Raw genomic sequence first — 17,687 nt, 5'->3', positions numbered from 1 at the left:
AAACCTAATAGCGAGCAGCCGTCAAGCCTTGGGGGTCTTCTTCGGCCGCTGCCAGCCGGTCTTGTTGACTTGGCGGGCCCGCCCCAGCGCCAGGGTATCCTCTGGTACATCCGCAGTGATGACCGAACCTGCAGCGGTAGTTGCCCCCGCACCCAGGGTAACCGGCGCTACCAGGGAACTGTTGGAACCCACGAAGACGTCCGCGCCGATTTCGGTTCGAAACTTGTTGGCGCCATCGTAGTTGCAGGTGATAGTGCCTGCCCCTATGTTGCTGTCGGGACCTATGCTGGCATCACCCAGGTAGCTCAGGTGCCCGGCCTTGGCGCCGGCCTGCAAATGGGCGTTCTTCAGTTCGACGAAGTTACCCACATGGGCCTTGCTGCCCAGTTCGCTGCCGGGTCGCAGGCGGGCGAAGGGACCGACATCGGCGCCCTCCCCTACCACGGCGCCGTCTAGATGACTGTTGGCCTTGATGATGGCGCCACGCTTGAGCACGCTGTCCTTGATCACACAATTCGGACCGATGCTCACGCCGTCTTCCAGCACCACCCGGCCTTCGAGAATGACATTGACGTCGATGGAGACGTCGCGACCGGCCTCGACCTGGCCACGCTGATCGAAGCGCGTGGGATCCAGCAGGGTCACGCCCTGAAACATCAGGCGCTCGGCGGCGCGGTGCTGGAAGTGCCGCTCCAGCTGGGCCAGTTGCCGGCGATCGTTGGCACCCTGCACTTCCATGGCATCCGCCGGCTGGCTGGTGGCGATGGTCAGGCCGTCCGCCACCGCGAGGGCGATGACGTCGGTCAGGTAGTACTCGCCCTGGGCATTGCTGTTGGACAGGCGACCCAGCCAATCCGCCAGCCGCCGACCGGGTACCGCGAGGATGCCGGTATTGCCTTCGCGAATGGCGCGCTGGGCGTCGCCGGCGTCCTTGTGCTCGACGATGGCGGTTACCCGCCCCTGCTCATCGCGCAGGATGCGGCCATAGCCAGTGGGATCGTCCAGCTCCACGGTCAGCAGCGCCAGGTGACCGTCGTCCACCTGCTGCAACAGGCGCTGCAGGGTCTCGGTCTGGATCAGGGGCACGTCGCCATAGAGTATTAATACCCGCTCCGCCGTCAGCGCCGGCGCTGCCTGGGCCACGGCATGGCCGGTACCGAGTTGCTCGGCCTGGACCACGAAGCTGACATCGGCGGCGGCCAGCTGGCTGCGGACCTGGTCGGCGCCATGACCGATGACGACATGGATGCCGGCCGGCTGCAGCTCACGGGCACGGTCGAGGACATGCCCCAGCATGCTGCGACCGGCCACGGGATGCAGCACCTTGGGTAGAGCGGATCTCATGCGGGTGCCCTGGCCAGCAGCCAGGATGACGATTTCCAGGGACATCGGAACCTCGGAGACAGGAGGAAGAGACGAGCCGGCGACCGAAGGCGACAGGCGCCTTCCGAGTCCGACCACGCGAAATTTCTCGCCCACTTTTTGGGCGACAAAAGAAAAGGGTAGCCGAAGCTACCCTTGTCGTTACAGCCTGACCTTGCGCTTAGCGCTTGGCTTGCCGCTTGAGCTGCTGGATGGTGCGCAGCTGGGCGGCGGCTTCGGCGAGCTGAGTTGCGGCAGCGGTGTAGTCGAACTCCGTGCCCTTGTCGCTCAGCGCTGCCTCGGCGCGCTGCTTGGCTTCCAGAGCGGCAGCTTCGTCGATGTCACCGGCGCGGCTGGCGGTATCGGCCAGCACTTCGACGACATTCGGCTGCACTTCCAGAAAACCGCCGGAGATGTAGAACACCTCCTCGGCGCCCCCGGCCTTGACCAGGCGGATGGGGCCCGGTTTCAGATCGGTGAGCAGCGGCGCATGGCCCGGGGCGATACCCAGATCACCCAGGTGGCCGTGGGCGATGATCATCTCCACCGCGCCGGAGAAGATTTCCCCTTCCGCGCTGACGATGTCGCATTGGACTGTCTTGGCCATAGCGTGCCTCTAAGAGCGCCCGTTGCCGGGCGCGGCAGTTACAGTTTCTTGGCTTTCTCGATGGCTTCGTCGATGCCGCCGACCATGTAGAACGCCTGCTCGGGCAGGTGATCGTAGTCGCCGCGCAGAATCCCGGAGAAGCCGGCGATGGTGTCCTTGAGGGACACGTACTTGCCGGGCGAACCGGTGAAGACTTCGGCCACGAAGAACGGCTGGGACAGGAAGCGCTGGATCTTACGCGCGCGGGATACCAGCTGCTTGTCGGACTCGGACAGTTCGTCCATGCCCAGGATCGCGATGATGTCCTTCAGCTCCTTGTAGCGCTGCAGCACGTACTGGACGCCGCGAGCGGTGTCGTAGTGCTCCTGGCCGATCACGTTCGGGTCCAGCTGGCGCGAGGTGGAGTCCAGGGGATCGACCGCCGGGTAGATACCCAGGGAGGCGATGTCACGGGACAGAACCACGGTGGCGTCCAGGTGGGCGAAGGTGGTCGCCGGGGACGGGTCGGTCAAGTCATCCGCAGGGACGTAAACGGCCTGTACGGAGGTGATCGAACCCAGCTTGGTGGAGGTGATGCGCTCCTGCAGGACACCCATCTCCTCGGCCAGGGTCGGCTGGTAGCCCACCGCGGACGGCATACGACCCAGCAGCGCGGACACTTCGGTGCCGGCCAGGGTGTAGCGGTAGATGTTGTCGACGAACAGCAGGACGTCACGGCCTTCGTCACGGAATTTCTCGGCCATGGTCAGACCGGTCAGGGCCACGCGCAGACGGTTGCCCGGCGGCTCGTTCATCTGGCCATAGACCAGGGCGACCTTGTCCAGAACGTTGGAGTCCTTCATCTCGTGATAGAAGTCGTTCCCTTCACGGGTACGCTCGCCCACGCCGGCGAACACGGAATAACCGCTGTGCTCGATGGCGATGTTACGGATGAGTTCCATCATGTTGACGGTCTTGCCCACGCCGGCGCCGCCGAACAGGCCGACCTTGCCGCCCTTGGCGAAGGGGCAGACCAGGTCGATGACCTTGATGCCGGTTTCCAGCAGGTCGTTACCACCTGCCTGCTCGGCATAGGACGGGGCCTTGCGGTGGATTTCCCAACGCTCTTCCTCGCCGATGGGGCCGGCTTCGTCGATGGGGTTGCCCAACACGTCCATGATGCGGCCGAGGGTCTTGACGCCGACCGGGACCTTGATGGCCTCTCCGGTGTTGCCGACGTTCAGGCCGCGCTTGAGGCCTTCGGTGCTACCCATGGCGATGGTACGGACCACGCCGTCGCCCAGCTGCTGCTGGACTTCCAGAGTGGTTTCGGCACCCTGCACCTTGAGGGCGTCAAAGACGCGCGGTACCGCGTCGCGCGGAAATTCCACGTCGATCACGGCGCCGATGATTTGTACGATACGTCCGCTACTCATTTCGCGTTCCTCGAATGTTTAAGCTGTCCGTCAGACCGCGGCGGCGCCGCCGACGATTTCCGAAATTTCTTGGGTGATCGCAGCCTGGCGAGCCTTGTTGTAGACCAGCTGCAGCTCCTTGATGAGATCGCCGGCGTTGTCGGTGGCGTTCTTCATCGCGATCATCCGCGCGGCCTGTTCGCTGGCAGCGTTCTCGACCACGGCCTGGTACACCTGGGATTCCACGTAGCGCACCAGCAGACCGTCGAGCAGGGTCTTGGCGTCGGGCTCGTAGAGATAGTCCCAATGCTTGCCTTGCAGCTCACCGCCCTCGGCCGGCACCAAGGGCACCAGCTGCTGGATGGTCGGCTTCTGGGTCATGGTGTTGACGAAGACGTTGGACACCACGTACAGACGGTCGATACGGCCGTTCAGGTAGGCATCCAGCATCACCTTGATGCTGCCGATCAGATCGCCGATCGCCGGGGCTTCGCCAAGGTGGCTGATGGCCGCGACCACGTTGCCGCCGAAGCTGCGGAAGAAGGAGGCACCCTTGGCCCCGATCACCGCCAGATCGATTTCCACACCCTTGCCGCGCTGGTCGCTCATGTCGCGGACCAGAGCCTTGAACAGGTTGGTGTTCAGACCACCGGCCAGACCCCGATCGGAGCTGACCACGATGTAACCGACGCGCTTGACCTCGCGTTCCACCATGAAGGCATGGCGGTACTCGGGGTTGGCGTTGGCCAGGTGGCCGATCACAGCGCGGATGCGCTCGGCATAAGGCTTGCTGGCAGCCATGCGGGCCTGAGCCTTACGCATCTTGCTGACCGCAACCTTTTCCATGGCGCTGGTGATCTTCTGTGTGCTTTTGATGCTCGCGATCTTGCCGCGAATCTCTTTTGCGCCTGCCATGTGACACCTATCGGGTTGGCAAACGGGGGCTGGCGCCCCCGTCGCGGCTTACCAGGTTTGCGTGGCCTTGAACTTCTCGATTCCCGCCTTGATGCCGGCGTCGATCTCGTCGTTGAAGTCGCCCTTCACGTTGATCTTGGCCATCAGGTCGGCGTGATCGCGGTTGAAGTAGGCGATCAGGGCCTGCTCGAAGCTACCGATCTTGTCCAGGGACACATCGCTCAGGAAACCACGCTCGGCGGCGTACAGGCTCAGGGACATCTCGGCGATGGACATGGGCGCGTACTGCTTCTGCTTCATCAGCTCGGTGACGCGCTGACCATGCTCAAGCTGCTTGCGGGTGGCTTCGTCCAGGTCCGAGGCGAACTGGGCGAAGGCTGCCAGTTCACGGTACTGGGCCAGCGCGGTACGGATACCGCCGGACAGCTTCTTGATGATCTTGGTCTGGGCCGCACCACCCACACGGGATACCGAGACACCGGCGTTGACCGCCGGGCGGATGCCCGAGTTGAACAGGCCGGCTTCCAGGAAGATCTGGCCGTCGGTGATGGAGATCACGTTGGTCGGAACGAAGGCGGACACGTCGCCGGCCTGGGTCTCGATGATCGGCAGCGCGGTCAGCGAGCCGGTCTTGCCGGTCACGGCGCCGTTGGTGAACTTCTCGACGTAGTCGGCGGAGACGCGGGACGCGCGCTCGAGCAGACGGCTGTGGAGATAGAACACGTCGCCGGGATAGGCTTCACGGCCCGGCGGACGACGCAGCAGCAGGGAGATCTGGCGATAGGCCACGGCCTGCTTGGACAGATCGTCATAGACGATCAGGGCGTCTTCACCGCGGTCGCGGAAGTATTCGCCCATGGTGCAACCCGAGTAGGGCGCCAGGAACTGCAGGGCAGCCGATTCGGACGCACTGGCTGCCACCACGATGGTGTTGTGCAGAGCGCCGTTCTCTTCCAGCTTGCGTACCACGTTGGCGATGGTCGACTGCTTCTGACCAATGGCGACGTAGACGCAGCGGATGCCGCTGTTCTTCTGGTTGATGATGGCATCGATCGCCATGGCGGTCTTGCCGATCTGACGGTCACCGATGATCAGCTCACGCTGACCACGACCAACCGGGATCATGGCATCGACGGCCTTGTAGCCGGTCTGCACCGGCTGGTCGACCGACTGACGCCAGATCACGCCCGGCGCGACCTTCTCGACGGCGTCGGTGGCGCTGGCATTCAGCGGACCCTTGCCATCGATGGGGTTGCCCAGGGCGTCGACGACGCGACCCAGCAGTTCCGGACCGACCGGGACTTCCAGGATGCGGCCGGTGCACTTGGCGCTCATGCCTTCGGCCAGACCCAGGTAGCTACCCAGGACCACGGCGCCGACGGAGTCTTGCTCCAGGTTCAGCGCCATACCGTAGATGCCGCCGGGGAATTCGATCATTTCGCCGTACATGACGTCGGCCAGACCGAAGATCCGCACGATACCGTCAGACACGCTGACGATGGTGCCTTCGTTGCGGGCTTGCGAGGTCACGTCGAGCTTGTCGATGCGACCCTTGATGATTTCACTAATTTCGGAAGGATTGAGTTGCTGCATGCTACTGCCCCTTCAAACTCAAGGTTTCAACGCTTCGGCCAGTTGCGCGAGCTTGCCGCGAACGGAGCCATCGATTACCAAGTCGCCGGCGCGGATAACCACACCACCGATCAGGCTCGCATCCTCGGATGCATTAAGTCGCACGTGTCGACCTAGCCTTGCGCTGAGAGCCTTGGCGAGTTTGTCTTGCTGTTCTTCGCTCAGGGCGAAAGCACTGGTGACTTCCGCCTCGATGGATTTTTCCTGCTCGGCCTTGTACGCCTCGTAGATCTCGGCGATGGCCGGGAACAGGTCGATCCGGTTGTTTTCTGCCACGGTCCGAACGAAGTTCTGGGACTGTGCATCCAGCTGATCGCCACATACGTCGATGAGCAATCCGGCCTTGGCGTCCGCAGTCAACTGCGGCTGCTGAAGCAGCTGGCGCACGGTCCCATCTTGGGATACCGCGGCGAGCAGCCCGAGCGCGGCCGACCATTGGGTCAGCTGCTGCTGGGACTGTGCGAACTCGAAAGCCGCCTTGGCATAGGGCCGGGCCAGCGTGTTCAGTTCTGCCATTGGTGGCCTCGCTTAGATTTCCGCTGCCAGTCGGTCGACCAACTGGGCATGAGCATTGGCATCAACGGTCGATCCGAGGATCTTCTCGGCGCCGGCCACGGCCAGCACGCCGACGCGAGCACGCAGAGCGTCCTTCGCGGTGTTGATTTCCTGCTCGATTTCCGCCTGAGCCTGCGCCTTGATCCGGTCGCCTTCGGCACGGGCCTTGGCCTGTGCGTCCTCGACGATCTGAGCGGCACGCTTGTTGGCTTGCTCGATGATCTCGGCTGCTTGGCCCTTGGCTTCGTTCACTTTCTGGTTGGCTTGCTGCTGTGCCACTTCCAGATCACGAGCCGCGCGGTTGGCAGCGTCAAGGCCATCGGCAATCTTCTTCTCACGCTCACGCAGCGCCGAGATGATCGGCGGCCACACGTACTTCATGCAGAAGAGCACGAAGATGAAGAAGGCAACGGACTGGCCTATCAGGGTTGCATTAATGTTCACGCCAACACCTCGCTCGTTCGTTGTCCATCAGTCCTGCCTACACCCGCGAGGGTGATCAGCCGGCGATCTGACCAACGAAGGGGTTAGCGAAGGTGAAGAACAGGGCGATACCAACACCGATCATGGTCACGGCGTCGAGCAGACCGGCGACGATGAACATCTTGACTTGCAGCATCGGAACCATTTCCGGCTGACGAGCGGCGCCTTCGAGGAACTTGCCACCCAGCAGACCGAAGCCAATGGCGGTACCCAGAGCGCCCAGGCCAATCAGCAGAGCAACGGCGATCGCGGTCAAACCAACTACAGTTTCCATCTTTCCTCCCGACTTTTTTAGTCGTCTTGGTTAAGGTTGAAGCGAAAAAGTTTTCCCAAGTTACCCGGCGGACGAGGTCCTCCGGGACTCACGGCAGAACCGCCCCCGGACGCCGTCAGCAGCGTCCGGAAGCCATTCCTTAGTGACTTTCTTCGTGCGCCATCGACAGGTAGACGATGGTCAGCATCATGAAGATGAAGGCCTGCAGGGTGATGATGAGGATGTGGAACACCGCCCACGCCCACTGCAGCACGATACCCAGACCGCCCAGTGCCAGACCGTTGGCGAACATGATGGCGATCAGGATGAAGATCAGCTCGCCCGCATACATGTTGCCGAACAGTCGCAGTGCCAGCGAGATCGGCTTGGCGATCAGGGTGACGAATTCGAGCAGGAAGTTGATCGGAATCAGGATGATCTGCAGCAGCGGATTCTTGCTGCTGAAGGGGTGCAGGGTCAGCTCGCCGAAGAAACCGCCGAGACCCTTCATCTTGATGCTGTAGAAGATGATCAGGCCAAACACCGACAGGGCCATGCCCAGGGTGGCGTTCGGGTCGGTGGTGGGCACCACGCGGAAGTAGGTGTGCTCGCCGAACAGCATGCCGGCCACGGACGGCAGCCAGTCCACCGGCACCAGGTCCATCAGGTTCATCAGGAAGATCCAGACGAAGATGGTCAGGGCCAGGGGCGCGATCAGGGCGTTCTTGCCATGGAAGGTGTCACGGACGCTGCCGTCGACGAATTCCACCAGCACTTCGACGAAGTTCTGCAGGCCGCCGGGCTGACCGCTGGTGGCCTTCTTGGCGATGCTGCGGAACAGCACCAGGAAGATCAGGCCGAGGGCGACCGACCAGCCGAGGGTGTCCACGTGGAAGGCCCAGAAGCCCATTTCCTTAGCTTCAGCGGGGGTGTGGGCGAAGCTCCAGCCGTTCACCGGATGCATACCATAGGTCAGGTTCTGCAGGTGGTGCTGGATGTAGCCCGAAGCGGAGTCTGCTGCCATGTGTGCCTCGAATGCCTTAAGGTCTAGTCGGTTTTTTCAGTAGCAAGGGCGCGCCAGCATTGACCATCAGCGTCAACAGATAGACGCCGAACAGTGCAGGAGCCGAAAGCGGTTTTACCCCGGCAAACGTCAGTGCAAAGAGCACTGCCGTGAGAATCAGTTTGCCCGCCTCGCCCGAGTAGAAAGAACGGACGATGTCTCGGGCGGCATGGGCGCCGCGATAGCGGAACGCCTTGAACGAAAAATACAGATTGGGCAGCCAGGCAATCAGCCCACCCAACAATCCGGAATAACCGGCGACCTTACCGACGAAGCAATACAAGACAACGGCGGCACACGACGCGACAGCCAGTTGGACGAGCAGCAGGCGAAAGGCAGGCTGATGATGGAAGGGCAGGCGTTTGGGCGTGCGGCGGTCCATCGGCTCGAAGTCCTCTGGTGTCGGCTTAATAGTTGTTTTCACTGGCATGCTTTGTGCCGACAAAAAGCGGGCAAAGTATAGGGGCGCGCCAGGGGTGGTTCAAGCCACCCCGGACAGATTGCCTTTATTGCCGGAAGGCATTTGTGTCAGCGAATGTGCGCCAGTACGCCTTGAAGTTCGTCCAAAGAGGTATAGCGGATCACCAGTTGACCCTTGCCCTTCTCGCCATGGCGGATCTGCACGTTGGCGCCCAAACGCTCGGCCAGACGCTGCTCCAGACGGCTGATGTCCGGATCCACGGCTGGTGCCTTCTCAACCGGCTCCGTTCCGCTGAGCCACTGGCGCACCAGGGCCTCGGTCTGGCGGACGGTGAGACCCCGTGCGACAACGTGCCGCGCCCCTTCGGCCTGGCGGGCCTTGGGCAGACCGAGCAGCGCCCGGGCATGGCCCATTTCCAGCTCGCCCTTGGCCAGCAGGTCCTTGGCGTCCTCGGCCAGCGCCAGCAGGCGCAGCAGATTGGTCACGCCCGAGCGCGACTTGCCGACGGCTTCGGCCACTTGGGCCTGGGTCAGCTCGAATTCGTCCTGCAACCGCTGCAGGGCCATGGCCTCTTCCAGCGGATTGAGATTCTGCCGCTGGATGTTCTCGATCAGCGCCAGGGCGATGGCCACCTGGTCGGGCACATCGCGCACCAGGGCGGGGATGCGGTCCAGGCCGGCCTGCTGGCTGGCACGCCAGCGGCGTTCACCGGCGATGATCTCGTAACGGCCTTCGCCGATGGCACGCACCACGATGGGCTGCATCAGCCCCTGGACGCGAATGGAGTTGGCCAGCTCTTCCAGAGCGGTCGGATCCATGTGCCGGCGCGGCTGGTACTTGCCGCGCTGGATGATGTCCACCGGCAGCGATTGCAGTTCGCTGACCGGGGTGGCGGCGGCCTGCTCCTGCAGGACCTTGACGCTGGCACCGCCGAGCAGGGCGTCGAGACCGCGGCCCAGACCTCGTTTCTTCACAGCCATGGGGATTCCTTAGGCAGTCTTGGCGACGCGAGCCGCCTTACGCTGACGTTTGACCAGCTCGCTGGCCAGCTCCAGATAGGCCGCGGCCCCCTTGGAGCTCTTGTCGTAGACCAGCGCGGGCATGCCGTAGCTGGGGGCTTCGGCCAGGCGGACGTTGCGCGGAATGATGGTTTCGTAGAGCTCGTCGCCGAAGTGCTGCTTGAGCTGGGCGGCAACGTCGTTGGCCAGGCCGATGCGCGGATCAAACATGGTGCGCAGCAGGCCTTCGATCTTGAGCTGCGGATTCAACCGCTGGGCGATGTGCTGGATGCTGCCGATCAGATCGGTCAGGCCTTCCAGGGCGAAGTATTCGCACTGCATGGGGATGATCACGCCGTCGGCGGCCACCAGCCCGTTGATGGTCAGCATGGACAGCGACGGCGGGCAGTCGATGAGCACGTAGTCGTAGTTGTCCCGCACGGGGGCCAGAGCGTCGCGTAGGCGACTCTCGCGCCCGCTCATCTCCAGCAGCTCGACTTCCGCGGCGGTGACGTCGCGGTTCGAGGGCAGCAGCTGGTAGCCGCCGTGCTCGGAGAAGTGCATGGCGTCGAGCAGACCGCAGGCGCCGGTGAGGACGTCCAGCACCGAATGCTCCAGGGCATGCTTGTCCACCCCACTGCCCATGGTGGCGTTACCCTGGGGATCGAGGTCGATCAGCAGCACCTTGCGCCGGTTGGTGGCGGCCAGAGAAGCGGCGAGATTGATGCACGTGGTGGTCTTGCCCACCCCGCCCTTCTGGTTGGCTATCGCGTAAACCTTGGCCATGTACCGCCTTACCCCTCTCCGTTCGTGCGGCGCAGTATCAGCAAGTGCCGCTGGCCTTGGCAACCGGGAACCGCGAGGACGTGCGCCGCCGCAACTTGGAAATCCGCTGGTAGCTTGGCCAGTTCGTCGTCGGGGTGCAGCCCCTTCATCGCCAGCCACTGTGTTTGGTTGTCGCCCAGGTGGCGCGTCCAGGTGGCGAAGTCGTCGATGGCGCTGAACGCCCGCGAGACGATGCCGGTGAAGGGCGCGGCAGGCTGGTAGGCCTCGACGCGGGCGTGGACCACGTCGAGATTGGCCAGGCCCAGTTCGATCCTGGCCTGGGTCAGGAAGCGGGTCTTCTTGCCGTTGCTGTCGAGCAGGGTGAAGCGCGACTCGGGAAAGAGGATCGCCAGGGGAATGCCCGGCATACCGCCGCCGCTGCCTACGTCCAGCCACTGCCCCGCGCCTACGTAGGGGACGATGCTGAGGCTGTCCAGCAGGTGCCGCGAGACCATCTCGTTGGGATCGCGCACCGCGGTGAGATTGTAGGCCTTGTTCCACTTGACCAGCAGGTCCAGGTAGCCCAGCAACCGCTCTTCCACGGCGGCGGTCAGGGCCACGCCGAGGGTCTCGGCGCCCTGACGCAGTTCGTTGGCTTGGATCGCGCTGGCCATCAGGCGCTGTGCTCCAGGCTGCGACCGGCGCTGCGCTTCTTCAGGTGGATCAGCAGCAGCGAGACCGCCGCTGGCGTGACGCCGGGAATGCGCGAGGCCTGCCCCAGGGTCTCGGGACGGGCCTGGGCCAGCTTGTGCTGGATCTCCTTGGACAGTCCGGAAATGCTGGCGTAGTCGAGCTCCGCGGGCAGCGCCACGGCATCGCTGGCGCGCAGTCGCTGGATCTCGTCCTGCTGGCGATCGATGTAGCCGGCGTACTTGGTCTTGATCTCGATCTGCTCGGCGACCTGGGTCTCGGCCGGCGTCTCGCCCACCGCGGCCATCAGGCCGGCATAGTCGATCTCCGGCCGGGCCAGCAGGTTCTGCAGGTTGTATTCGTGATTGAGCGGCGTGCCGAAACGCTCGGCGACCGCCGTGCCCTGGGGCGTTCCCGGACGGATCCAGGTGGCCTTGAGACGCTGCTCTTCCAGGACGATGCCCTCGCGCTTGGCTTCGAACAGCGCCCAGCGCTGGTCGTCCACCAGGCCCAGCTCGCGGCCCTTTTCGGTCAGGCGCAGGTCGGCGTTGTCTTCGCGCAGGATCAGCCGGTACTCGGCGCGCGAGGTGAACATCCGGTAGGGCTCCTGGGTGCCCAGGGTGATGAGGTCATCCACCAGGACGCCGAGGTAGGCCTCGTCGCGGCGCGGACACCAGGCTTCACGGCCCTGGGCGCGCAGCGCGGCGTTGGCCCCGGCGAGCAGACCCTGGGCGCCGGCTTCTTCGTAACCGGTGGTGCCATTGATCTGGCCGGCGAAGAACAGCCCGGCGATGACCTTGGTCTCCAGGCTGTACTTGAGATCCCGCGGATCGAAGAAGTCGTATTCGATGGCGTAGCCGGGCCGCAGGATGTGGGCGTTCTCCATGCCACGCATGGAACGCACCACCTCGAGCTGCACATCGAAGGGCAGCGAGGTGGAGATGCCGTTGGGATAGAGTTCGTGGGTGGTCAGGCCCTCGGGTTCGAGAAAGACCTGATGGCTGTCCTTGTCGGCGAAGCGATGGATCTTGTCTTCGATGGACGGGCAGTAGCGCGGCCCTACCCCTTCGATCACGCCCGAGTACATGGGCGAACGATCCAGGTTGGCGCGGATGATGTCGTGGGTGCGGGCGTTGGTGTGGGTGATCCAGCAGCTGACCTGCTGGGGATGCTGCTCGCGATTGCCGAGGAAGGACATCACCGGCAGGGGGGTATCCCCGGGCTGCTCGGTCATCACCGAGAAATCCACCGAGCGGCCGTCGATGCGCGGTGGCGTACCGGTCTTCAGCCGCGATACCCGCAGTGGCAGTTCCCGCAGGCGCTGGGCCAGGGCGATGGCCGGCGGATCGCCCGCTCGTCCACCACTGTGGTTCTGCAGGCCGATGTGGATAAGACCACCGAGGAAGGTCCCGGCGGTCAGCACCACGTTGTCGGCATGGAATTTCAGGCCCATCTGGGTGACCACGCCGGCGACGCGATCGCCTTCGACGATGAGGTCGTCACAGGCCTGCTGGAATATCCACAGGTTCGGCTGGTTTTCCAGCGTATGGCGGATGGCCGCCTTGTACAGCACGCGGTCGGCCTGGGCGCGAGTGGCGCGCACGGCAGGTCCCTTGCGGCTGTTGAGAATGCGGAACTGGATGCCGGCGAGGTCCGTGGCCGCGGCCATGGCGCCGCCCAGGGCATCGATCTCCTTGACCAGATGGCTCTTGCCGATGCCGCCAATGGCGGGGTTGCAGCTCATCTGGCCGAGAGTTTCCACATTATGCGTGAGCAGCAGGGTGCGCACACCCATGCGAGCGGCCGCCAGGGCCGCTTCGGTACCGGCATGGCCGCCGCCGATCACGATGACGTCGAAACGGGAAGGAAAGTCCACCACGCACCTCGTGCCTGTTGGCAGGAATTCAAAGGAAAGCCGGCAAGTATAAGGCCTGAGCGGCTCTTGCAGAAGGGGTTCTGGCCAAAAAATGACCAGCCGTCAAGAGAGACCTCCAATATAAACAATAGGGAAGAAAGTTTTAAAAGGACTGATATAGAGCTTATGTATATGCAGGCACTTCGCTGTGGATAAGGTTATCCAGCCCTCGTCAGCACTGAGCTGGGGAAAACCTGAGCCCCGTGCATGTCTTGTGCTGTGGATGGATACAAGCTCTCAGCATCCTGTGGAGCCTTTGCCTGTTTATCCACATGCGCAGTCATGGACAGCTCGTGCACCGATTTATGGGCAGACCTCAGGCAGGGTTATCAACAGGGCTCTGGAAGGGAGAGATGAGGACAGTCAAGGCCTGCCTTGCACAGGCCTGGAACGGCGGGCGGGAAATTACTTGCCGATGCAGAAGCTGGAGAAGATGCGGCCGAGCAGGTCGTCGGAGCTGAAAGCGCCGGTGATCTCGCCGAGCACCTGCTGGGCTTGGCGCAGGTCTTCGGCCAGCAGCTCGCCGGAGCCGGCCAGGGTGAGCTGACGATAGCCATGGTCCAGGGCACTGGCGGCTCTTTGCAGGGCATCCAGGTGACGCCGCCGGGCGCTGAAGCCGCCCTCGGTGGTCTGCTCGAAGCCCATGCAGGCCTTGAGGTGCTTGCGCAAGGCTTCGACACCGCCGCCATCGGTGGCGCTGAGGGCGATCTCGACCGGTTCGCTGGTGGCCAGCAGGCCGGTAACCTCGCCGGTGAGATCGGCCTTGTTGCGGATCACCGTCAGCTTGTCCAGCGGCGGCCGGGTGCTCAGCAGCTCCGGCCAGAGCGCCTGGGGATCCCGGGCTTCCGGCGCGCTGGCATCCACCACCAGCAGCACCCGATCGGCGCCGGCGATGGCGTCCAGGGCGCGCTGGACGCCAATCTGCTCGACCCGGTCGGTGGTGTCGCGCAGGCCGGCGGTATCGACCACATGCAGCGGCATGCCGTCGATGTGGATATGTTCGCGCAGGACATCCCGGGTAGTGCCGGCGATGTCGGTGACGATGGCGGCTTCGCGACCGGCCAGGGCATTGAGCAGGCTGGACTTGCCGGCATTGGGACGGCCGGCGATCACCACGGTCATGCCATCGCGCAGCAGGGCGCCGCGATTGGCTTCGCGCTGGACCTCGTGCAGCTCGGCCTGGACGCCCTCCAGCAGGCCCTGCACGCGGCCGTCGGCGAGGAAGTCGATCTCCTCCTCGGGAAAGTCGATGGCGGCCTCGACATAGATGCGCAGGCGGATCAGCTGCTCGACCAGGCTTTCCACCCGGCGCGAGAATTCGCCCTGCAGCGAGCGCAGGGCATTGCGCGCCGCCTGTTCGGTGCTGGCCTCGATGAGGTCGGCGATGGCCTCGGCCTGGGCCAGATCGAGCTTGTCGTTGAGAAAGGCGCGTTCGCTGAATTCCCCCGGGCGGGCCAGGCGGGCGCCCTCTTCCAGGGTGCGGCGCAGGAGCAGATCGAGGATCACCGGACCGCCGTGGCCCTGGAGTTCCAGCACGTCTTCGCCGGTGAAGGAGTTGGGGCCGGGAAAGAACAGGGCAATGCCGGCGTCCAGCACGCTGCCGTCGGCGGCGAGGAAGTTGCCGTAGTGGGCATGCCGAGGCGGCAGCTCACGGCCGCAGATCGCCCGCGCCAGGGGAGCGGCCAGGGGACCGGAGACGCGGACGATGCCGACCCCGCCGCGCCCGGTGGCGGTGGCGATGGCGGCGATGCTGTCGGAAGGCAGGGACATGACGATCCTCCAGAAAGCACGACGCCCCAATCAAGGGGCGTCGTGTGGACAGGGTGAGCGAGGTCAGGCCTTCTTGCTGGCCGCCTCGATCTTCCGGGTAATGTACCACTGCTGCAGGATCGACAGGCAGTTGTTGACGATCCAGTACAGCACCAGACCGGCCGGGAACCACAGGAAGAAGAAGGTGAAGACGATGGGCATCATCTTCATGACCTTGGCCTGCATGGGATCCGGCGGTGCTGGGTTGAGCATCTGCTGCACCAGCATGGTGGCGCCCATGATGATCGGCAGGATGAAGAAGGGATCCTTGGCCGACAGGTCGGTGATCCAGAACATCCAGGGCGACTGGCGCATCTCGACGCTTTCCAGCAGCACCCAGTACAGCGCCAGGAACACCGGCATCTGCACCACGATGGGCAGGCAGCCACCCAGGGGATTGATCTTCTCCTTGCGGTACAGCTCCATCATCGCCTGGGACATCTTCTGGCGATCGTCGCCATGCTGCTCCTTGAGCGCCTGCAGTCGCGGACCGACGGCGCGCATGCGCGCCATGGAGCGGTAGCTGGCGGCGGACAGCGGGAAGAACAGCAGCTTGATGATGATGGTCAGGACGATGATCGACCAGCCCCAGTTACCCAGGATGCTGTGGATATGCTGCAGCAACCAGAAGATCGGCTGAGCGATGAACCACAGGAAACCGTAGTCGACGGTCAGCTCCAGACCGTGGGACAGGGTCTTGAGGTGCTCCTGGATCTTCGGACCGGCATAGAGGGTCAGCGAGGTCTCGCCCTTGCCACCCGCCGGCACGCTGAACTGCGGACCGGTGAAGCCGACGATGTAGTTGCCCTGGGCATCCTTGCGGGTGGTGATCTGGTGCTGCTCGTCCTTGTTCGGCACCCAGGCGGTGACGAAGTAGTGCTGCAGCCAGCCGACCCAACCACCCTGCACGGCTTCCTGCAGGCGATTCTTGTCCATGTCGCTCATGGACACCTTGCGATAGGGCTCGGCCGGGGTACCGACGGCGGCGCCCAGGTAGGTGGACACGCCGGTGGCGGTGGTCGCCGAGGGATCGCCGCTCTTGTCCCGCTTGAGCTGGGCGTAGAGCACGCCGTTCCAGGCGTTGGCGCTCTGGTTGTCGATCAGGTAGCTGACCTGGATCTGGTAGGCGTCCGGGTTGATGCAGGTGATCTTCTTCTGCGCCTTCTCGGCGTCCGAGCAATCGACCTTCAGGCCCCGGTGGAAGGTGAATCTCTTGGTGTAGTCGACGCCGTTGGCCTGGTACTTGAGATCCACCACCAACTGCTGCTGGCCATCGGCGAGCACGTAGCTGGACTGGGCCGAGGTGTACAGCGGACGCCCGGCGCTGTTGGCGTCGGGACCGTTGGCACCGGTCAGGCCGCTCTGGGCCAGGTAGAGACGCTCGTTGCCGTTGTCGAACAGCATGAAGGGCACGTCGGGATGATCCTGACGGCGGGGGTACTGCACCAGACCGAGCTGGACGATGTCGCCGCCGCGAGGATCGATGGCCAGATCCAGGACGTCGGTACGTACCTTGATGAGCGCAGTGCTTGCCTGAGTGGTCGAGTTGTCCACCGGCGCCGCAGCCTTGGCGTCAGCGGGAACATCGGTGGGCACGTTGGGAGTGTCACCCGGCAGGACGCTGGTCTGCGTCTTGGCCGTGGGCAGATCGGCCTGGCCGTAATCCTTGTTCCACTGGAAAACCAGGGTGTAGGACACGATCGCCAAGGCGGCAATGAGTAGCGGGCGCTTGATATCCATGTTTACTCGGCCATCGAAGAGGTCGGGGCTGGGGTCTTTGCGGGAGGAACGGGATCATATCCGCCTGAGTGCCAGGGATGGCACCGGCACAGTCGCCGTGTGGTCAGCCAGCCACCACGCAGCAGCCCGTGGCGCTCGATGGCTTCGAGGGCGTAACCGGAACAGGTCGGATAGAAACGACAGTGACTGGCCATCATGGGGCTGATGGCATAACGGTAGAAGCGAATCAGCAGCAGGGCCGGTTTACGCATGAGCACCGTCGGGACTGTCGGTTGGGTGGGCAACGGTCTTGCTCGCCTGGCGATTGAGACGTTTCCACAGTTGCAGCAGCTGATCGTGCAATTCGGGATTGTCGACTTCGCCAAGTCCCTTGCGGGCGACGAAGACCAGATCGAAGCTGCCCAGGCGGTCCTGATTCAGACGGAAGGAATCTCGGATGACCCGCTTGATGCGATTGCGCTCGACAGAAAGCTTGACGCTCTTCTTGCCGATGACCAACCCCAGACGGGAATGGTCGAGCCCATTGGCATGGGCGAGCAGCAGCAGGTGCTTGCCGGATGCCTTGTGGGTGGGAGAGTCAAAGACCGCTTGGAACTGTTGGGAGCTCAGTAAGCGCCTGTCCCGACCGAAACCCTGACTCACCACCTGACCGGGCAATCAGATCGCCAGACGCTTGCGGCCTTTGGCACGGCGACGGGCGAGAACCTGACGGCCGTTCTTGGTTGCCATACGAGCACGGAAACCGTGGACACGGGCGCGCTTCAGGGTGCTGGGTTGGAAGGTGCGTTTCATGGACTTTTACCTAGGTGAAAGCGGCAAGGCATGAGTGCCCCGCGCAAAGAGACCGGCGATTCTAGAGAAAGCCTCGATGCAGGTCAATTTCCAACCAGCACCGGCTGACAGGAGACCGGGCAAATAAAATCAACAGGTCAGAAGGTTTTAAAAGACTGTTGAAGTGAATATGTATGGTGCAGCGGATTTCTGTGGATAGATCGTGCCAGGGCAGATGGCCTCTGCGCTGAGCGGGAACGGAAAGTCTGTTTTCAACAGGTGCAATTCGGGTGCTCTGCCTGCTGAGAGGCTGT

General features: G+C 63.5%; 19 protein-coding genes. All 19 read right to left on the bottom strand.

All coding sequences use genetic code 11. The features are described from left to right. Positions 1-21: 21 nt before the first annotated feature. Positions 22-1,389, bottom strand: coding sequence for a bifunctional UDP-N-acetylglucosamine diphosphorylase/glucosamine-1-phosphate N-acetyltransferase GlmU (gene glmU / locus BMZ43_RS09755; protein ID WP_093252942.1), 1,368 nt, complete (start codon positions 1,387-1,389; stop codon positions 22-24). A gap of 154 nt (positions 1,390-1,543) precedes the next feature. Continuing rightward, positions 1,544-1,969, bottom strand: coding sequence for a F0F1 ATP synthase subunit epsilon (locus BMZ43_RS09750; protein ID WP_007160117.1), 426 nt, complete (start codon positions 1,967-1,969; stop codon positions 1,544-1,546). Between the two features lie 38 nt (positions 1,970-2,007). Further along, positions 2,008-3,384, bottom strand: coding sequence for a F0F1 ATP synthase subunit beta (gene atpD / locus BMZ43_RS09745; RefSeq protein WP_017641466.1), 1,377 nt, complete (start codon positions 3,382-3,384; stop codon positions 2,008-2,010). A gap of 30 nt (positions 3,385-3,414) precedes the next feature. Continuing rightward, entirely contained in the window at positions 3,415-4,278 is an 864-nt protein-coding gene (gene atpG, locus BMZ43_RS09740; RefSeq protein WP_007160119.1) for a F0F1 ATP synthase subunit gamma, read from the bottom strand. A 48-nt stretch (positions 4,279-4,326) separates the two neighbouring features. Next, a complete protein-coding gene (gene atpA, locus BMZ43_RS09735; protein WP_017641467.1) occupies positions 4,327-5,871 on the bottom strand; it encodes a F0F1 ATP synthase subunit alpha in 1,545 nt (514 codons plus the stop codon). A gap of 18 nt (positions 5,872-5,889) precedes the next feature. Next, positions 5,890-6,426, bottom strand: coding sequence for a F0F1 ATP synthase subunit delta (locus BMZ43_RS09730; protein ID WP_017641468.1), 537 nt, complete (start codon positions 6,424-6,426; stop codon positions 5,890-5,892). A gap of 12 nt (positions 6,427-6,438) precedes the next feature. Continuing rightward, a complete protein-coding gene (locus tag BMZ43_RS09725; RefSeq protein WP_007160122.1) occupies positions 6,439-6,909 on the bottom strand; it encodes a F0F1 ATP synthase subunit B in 471 nt (156 codons plus the stop codon). Between the two features lie 55 nt (positions 6,910-6,964). Continuing rightward, positions 6,965-7,222: a F0F1 ATP synthase subunit C gene (gene atpE / locus BMZ43_RS09720; RefSeq protein ID WP_003097235.1), complete on the bottom strand. Its 258-nt coding sequence runs from the start codon at positions 7,220-7,222 to the stop codon at positions 6,965-6,967. 139 nt (positions 7,223-7,361) lie between these two features. Further along, positions 7,362-8,225, bottom strand: coding sequence for a F0F1 ATP synthase subunit A (gene atpB, locus BMZ43_RS09715; protein ID WP_007160124.1), 864 nt, complete (start codon positions 8,223-8,225; stop codon positions 7,362-7,364). Positions 8,226-8,241: 16 nt separating this feature from the next. Continuing rightward, complete coding sequence (locus BMZ43_RS09710; protein ID WP_017641469.1) at positions 8,242-8,646, bottom strand: F0F1 ATP synthase subunit I; 405 nt, start codon at positions 8,644-8,646, stop codon at positions 8,242-8,244. Between the two features lie 146 nt (positions 8,647-8,792). Next, on the bottom strand, positions 8,793-9,665 hold the full coding sequence (locus BMZ43_RS09705) for a ParB/RepB/Spo0J family partition protein (RefSeq protein ID WP_017641470.1): 873 nt from the start codon (positions 9,663-9,665) through the stop codon (positions 8,793-8,795). A 9-nt stretch (positions 9,666-9,674) separates the two neighbouring features. Continuing rightward, complete coding sequence (locus BMZ43_RS09700) at positions 9,675-10,469, bottom strand: ParA family protein (protein ID WP_007160127.1); 795 nt, start codon at positions 10,467-10,469, stop codon at positions 9,675-9,677. Between the two features lie 8 nt (positions 10,470-10,477). Beyond that, positions 10,478-11,122, bottom strand: a complete 645-nt coding sequence (gene rsmG / locus BMZ43_RS09695; protein ID WP_068384413.1) for a 16S rRNA (guanine(527)-N(7))-methyltransferase RsmG — start codon at positions 11,120-11,122, stop codon at positions 10,478-10,480. Then, the gene (mnmG, locus tag BMZ43_RS09690) at positions 11,122-13,014 is read right to left on the bottom strand and encodes a tRNA uridine-5-carboxymethylaminomethyl(34) synthesis enzyme MnmG (RefSeq protein ID WP_068384411.1); all 1,893 of its coding nucleotides are present in this window, start codon (positions 13,012-13,014) and stop codon (positions 11,122-11,124) included. The genes rsmG and mnmG overlap by 1 nt, the downstream gene beginning before the upstream one ends. Positions 13,015-13,458: 444 nt before the next feature. After that, positions 13,459-14,823 carry a tRNA uridine-5-carboxymethylaminomethyl(34) synthesis GTPase MnmE gene (mnmE, locus tag BMZ43_RS09685; protein ID WP_093252939.1) on the bottom strand — a complete coding sequence of 455 codons (1,365 nt, stop codon included), beginning with the start codon at positions 14,821-14,823 and terminating at the stop codon, positions 13,459-13,461. 63 nt (positions 14,824-14,886) lie between these two features. Next, positions 14,887-16,602, bottom strand: coding sequence for a membrane protein insertase YidC (gene yidC / locus BMZ43_RS09680; protein WP_068384408.1), 1,716 nt, complete (start codon positions 16,600-16,602; stop codon positions 14,887-14,889). Positions 16,603-16,604: 2 nt separating this feature from the next. Further along, on the bottom strand, positions 16,605-16,853 hold the full coding sequence (gene yidD / locus BMZ43_RS09675; protein WP_081594596.1) for a membrane protein insertion efficiency factor YidD: 249 nt from the start codon (positions 16,851-16,853) through the stop codon (positions 16,605-16,607). After that, a complete protein-coding gene (rnpA, locus tag BMZ43_RS09670) occupies positions 16,846-17,247 on the bottom strand; it encodes a ribonuclease P protein component (protein WP_026083891.1) in 402 nt (133 codons plus the stop codon). Before rnpA ends, yidD begins: the two co-directional genes overlap by 8 nt. Before the next feature lie 12 nt (positions 17,248-17,259). Continuing rightward, positions 17,260-17,394, bottom strand: a complete 135-nt coding sequence (gene rpmH, locus BMZ43_RS09665) for a 50S ribosomal protein L34 (protein WP_017641476.1) — start codon at positions 17,392-17,394, stop codon at positions 17,260-17,262. Positions 17,395-17,687 lie beyond the last annotated feature (293 nt).

The sequence above is a fragment of the Pseudomonas sp. Snoq117.2 genome (genome assembly GCF_900110545.1).
Classification (GTDB): Bacteria; Pseudomonadota; Gammaproteobacteria; order Pseudomonadales; family Pseudomonadaceae; genus Chryseomonas; species Chryseomonas benzopyrenica.
The sequence above is the reverse complement of the archived record's forward strand: the minus strand, read 5'-3'. Positions and strand labels throughout refer to the sequence as shown.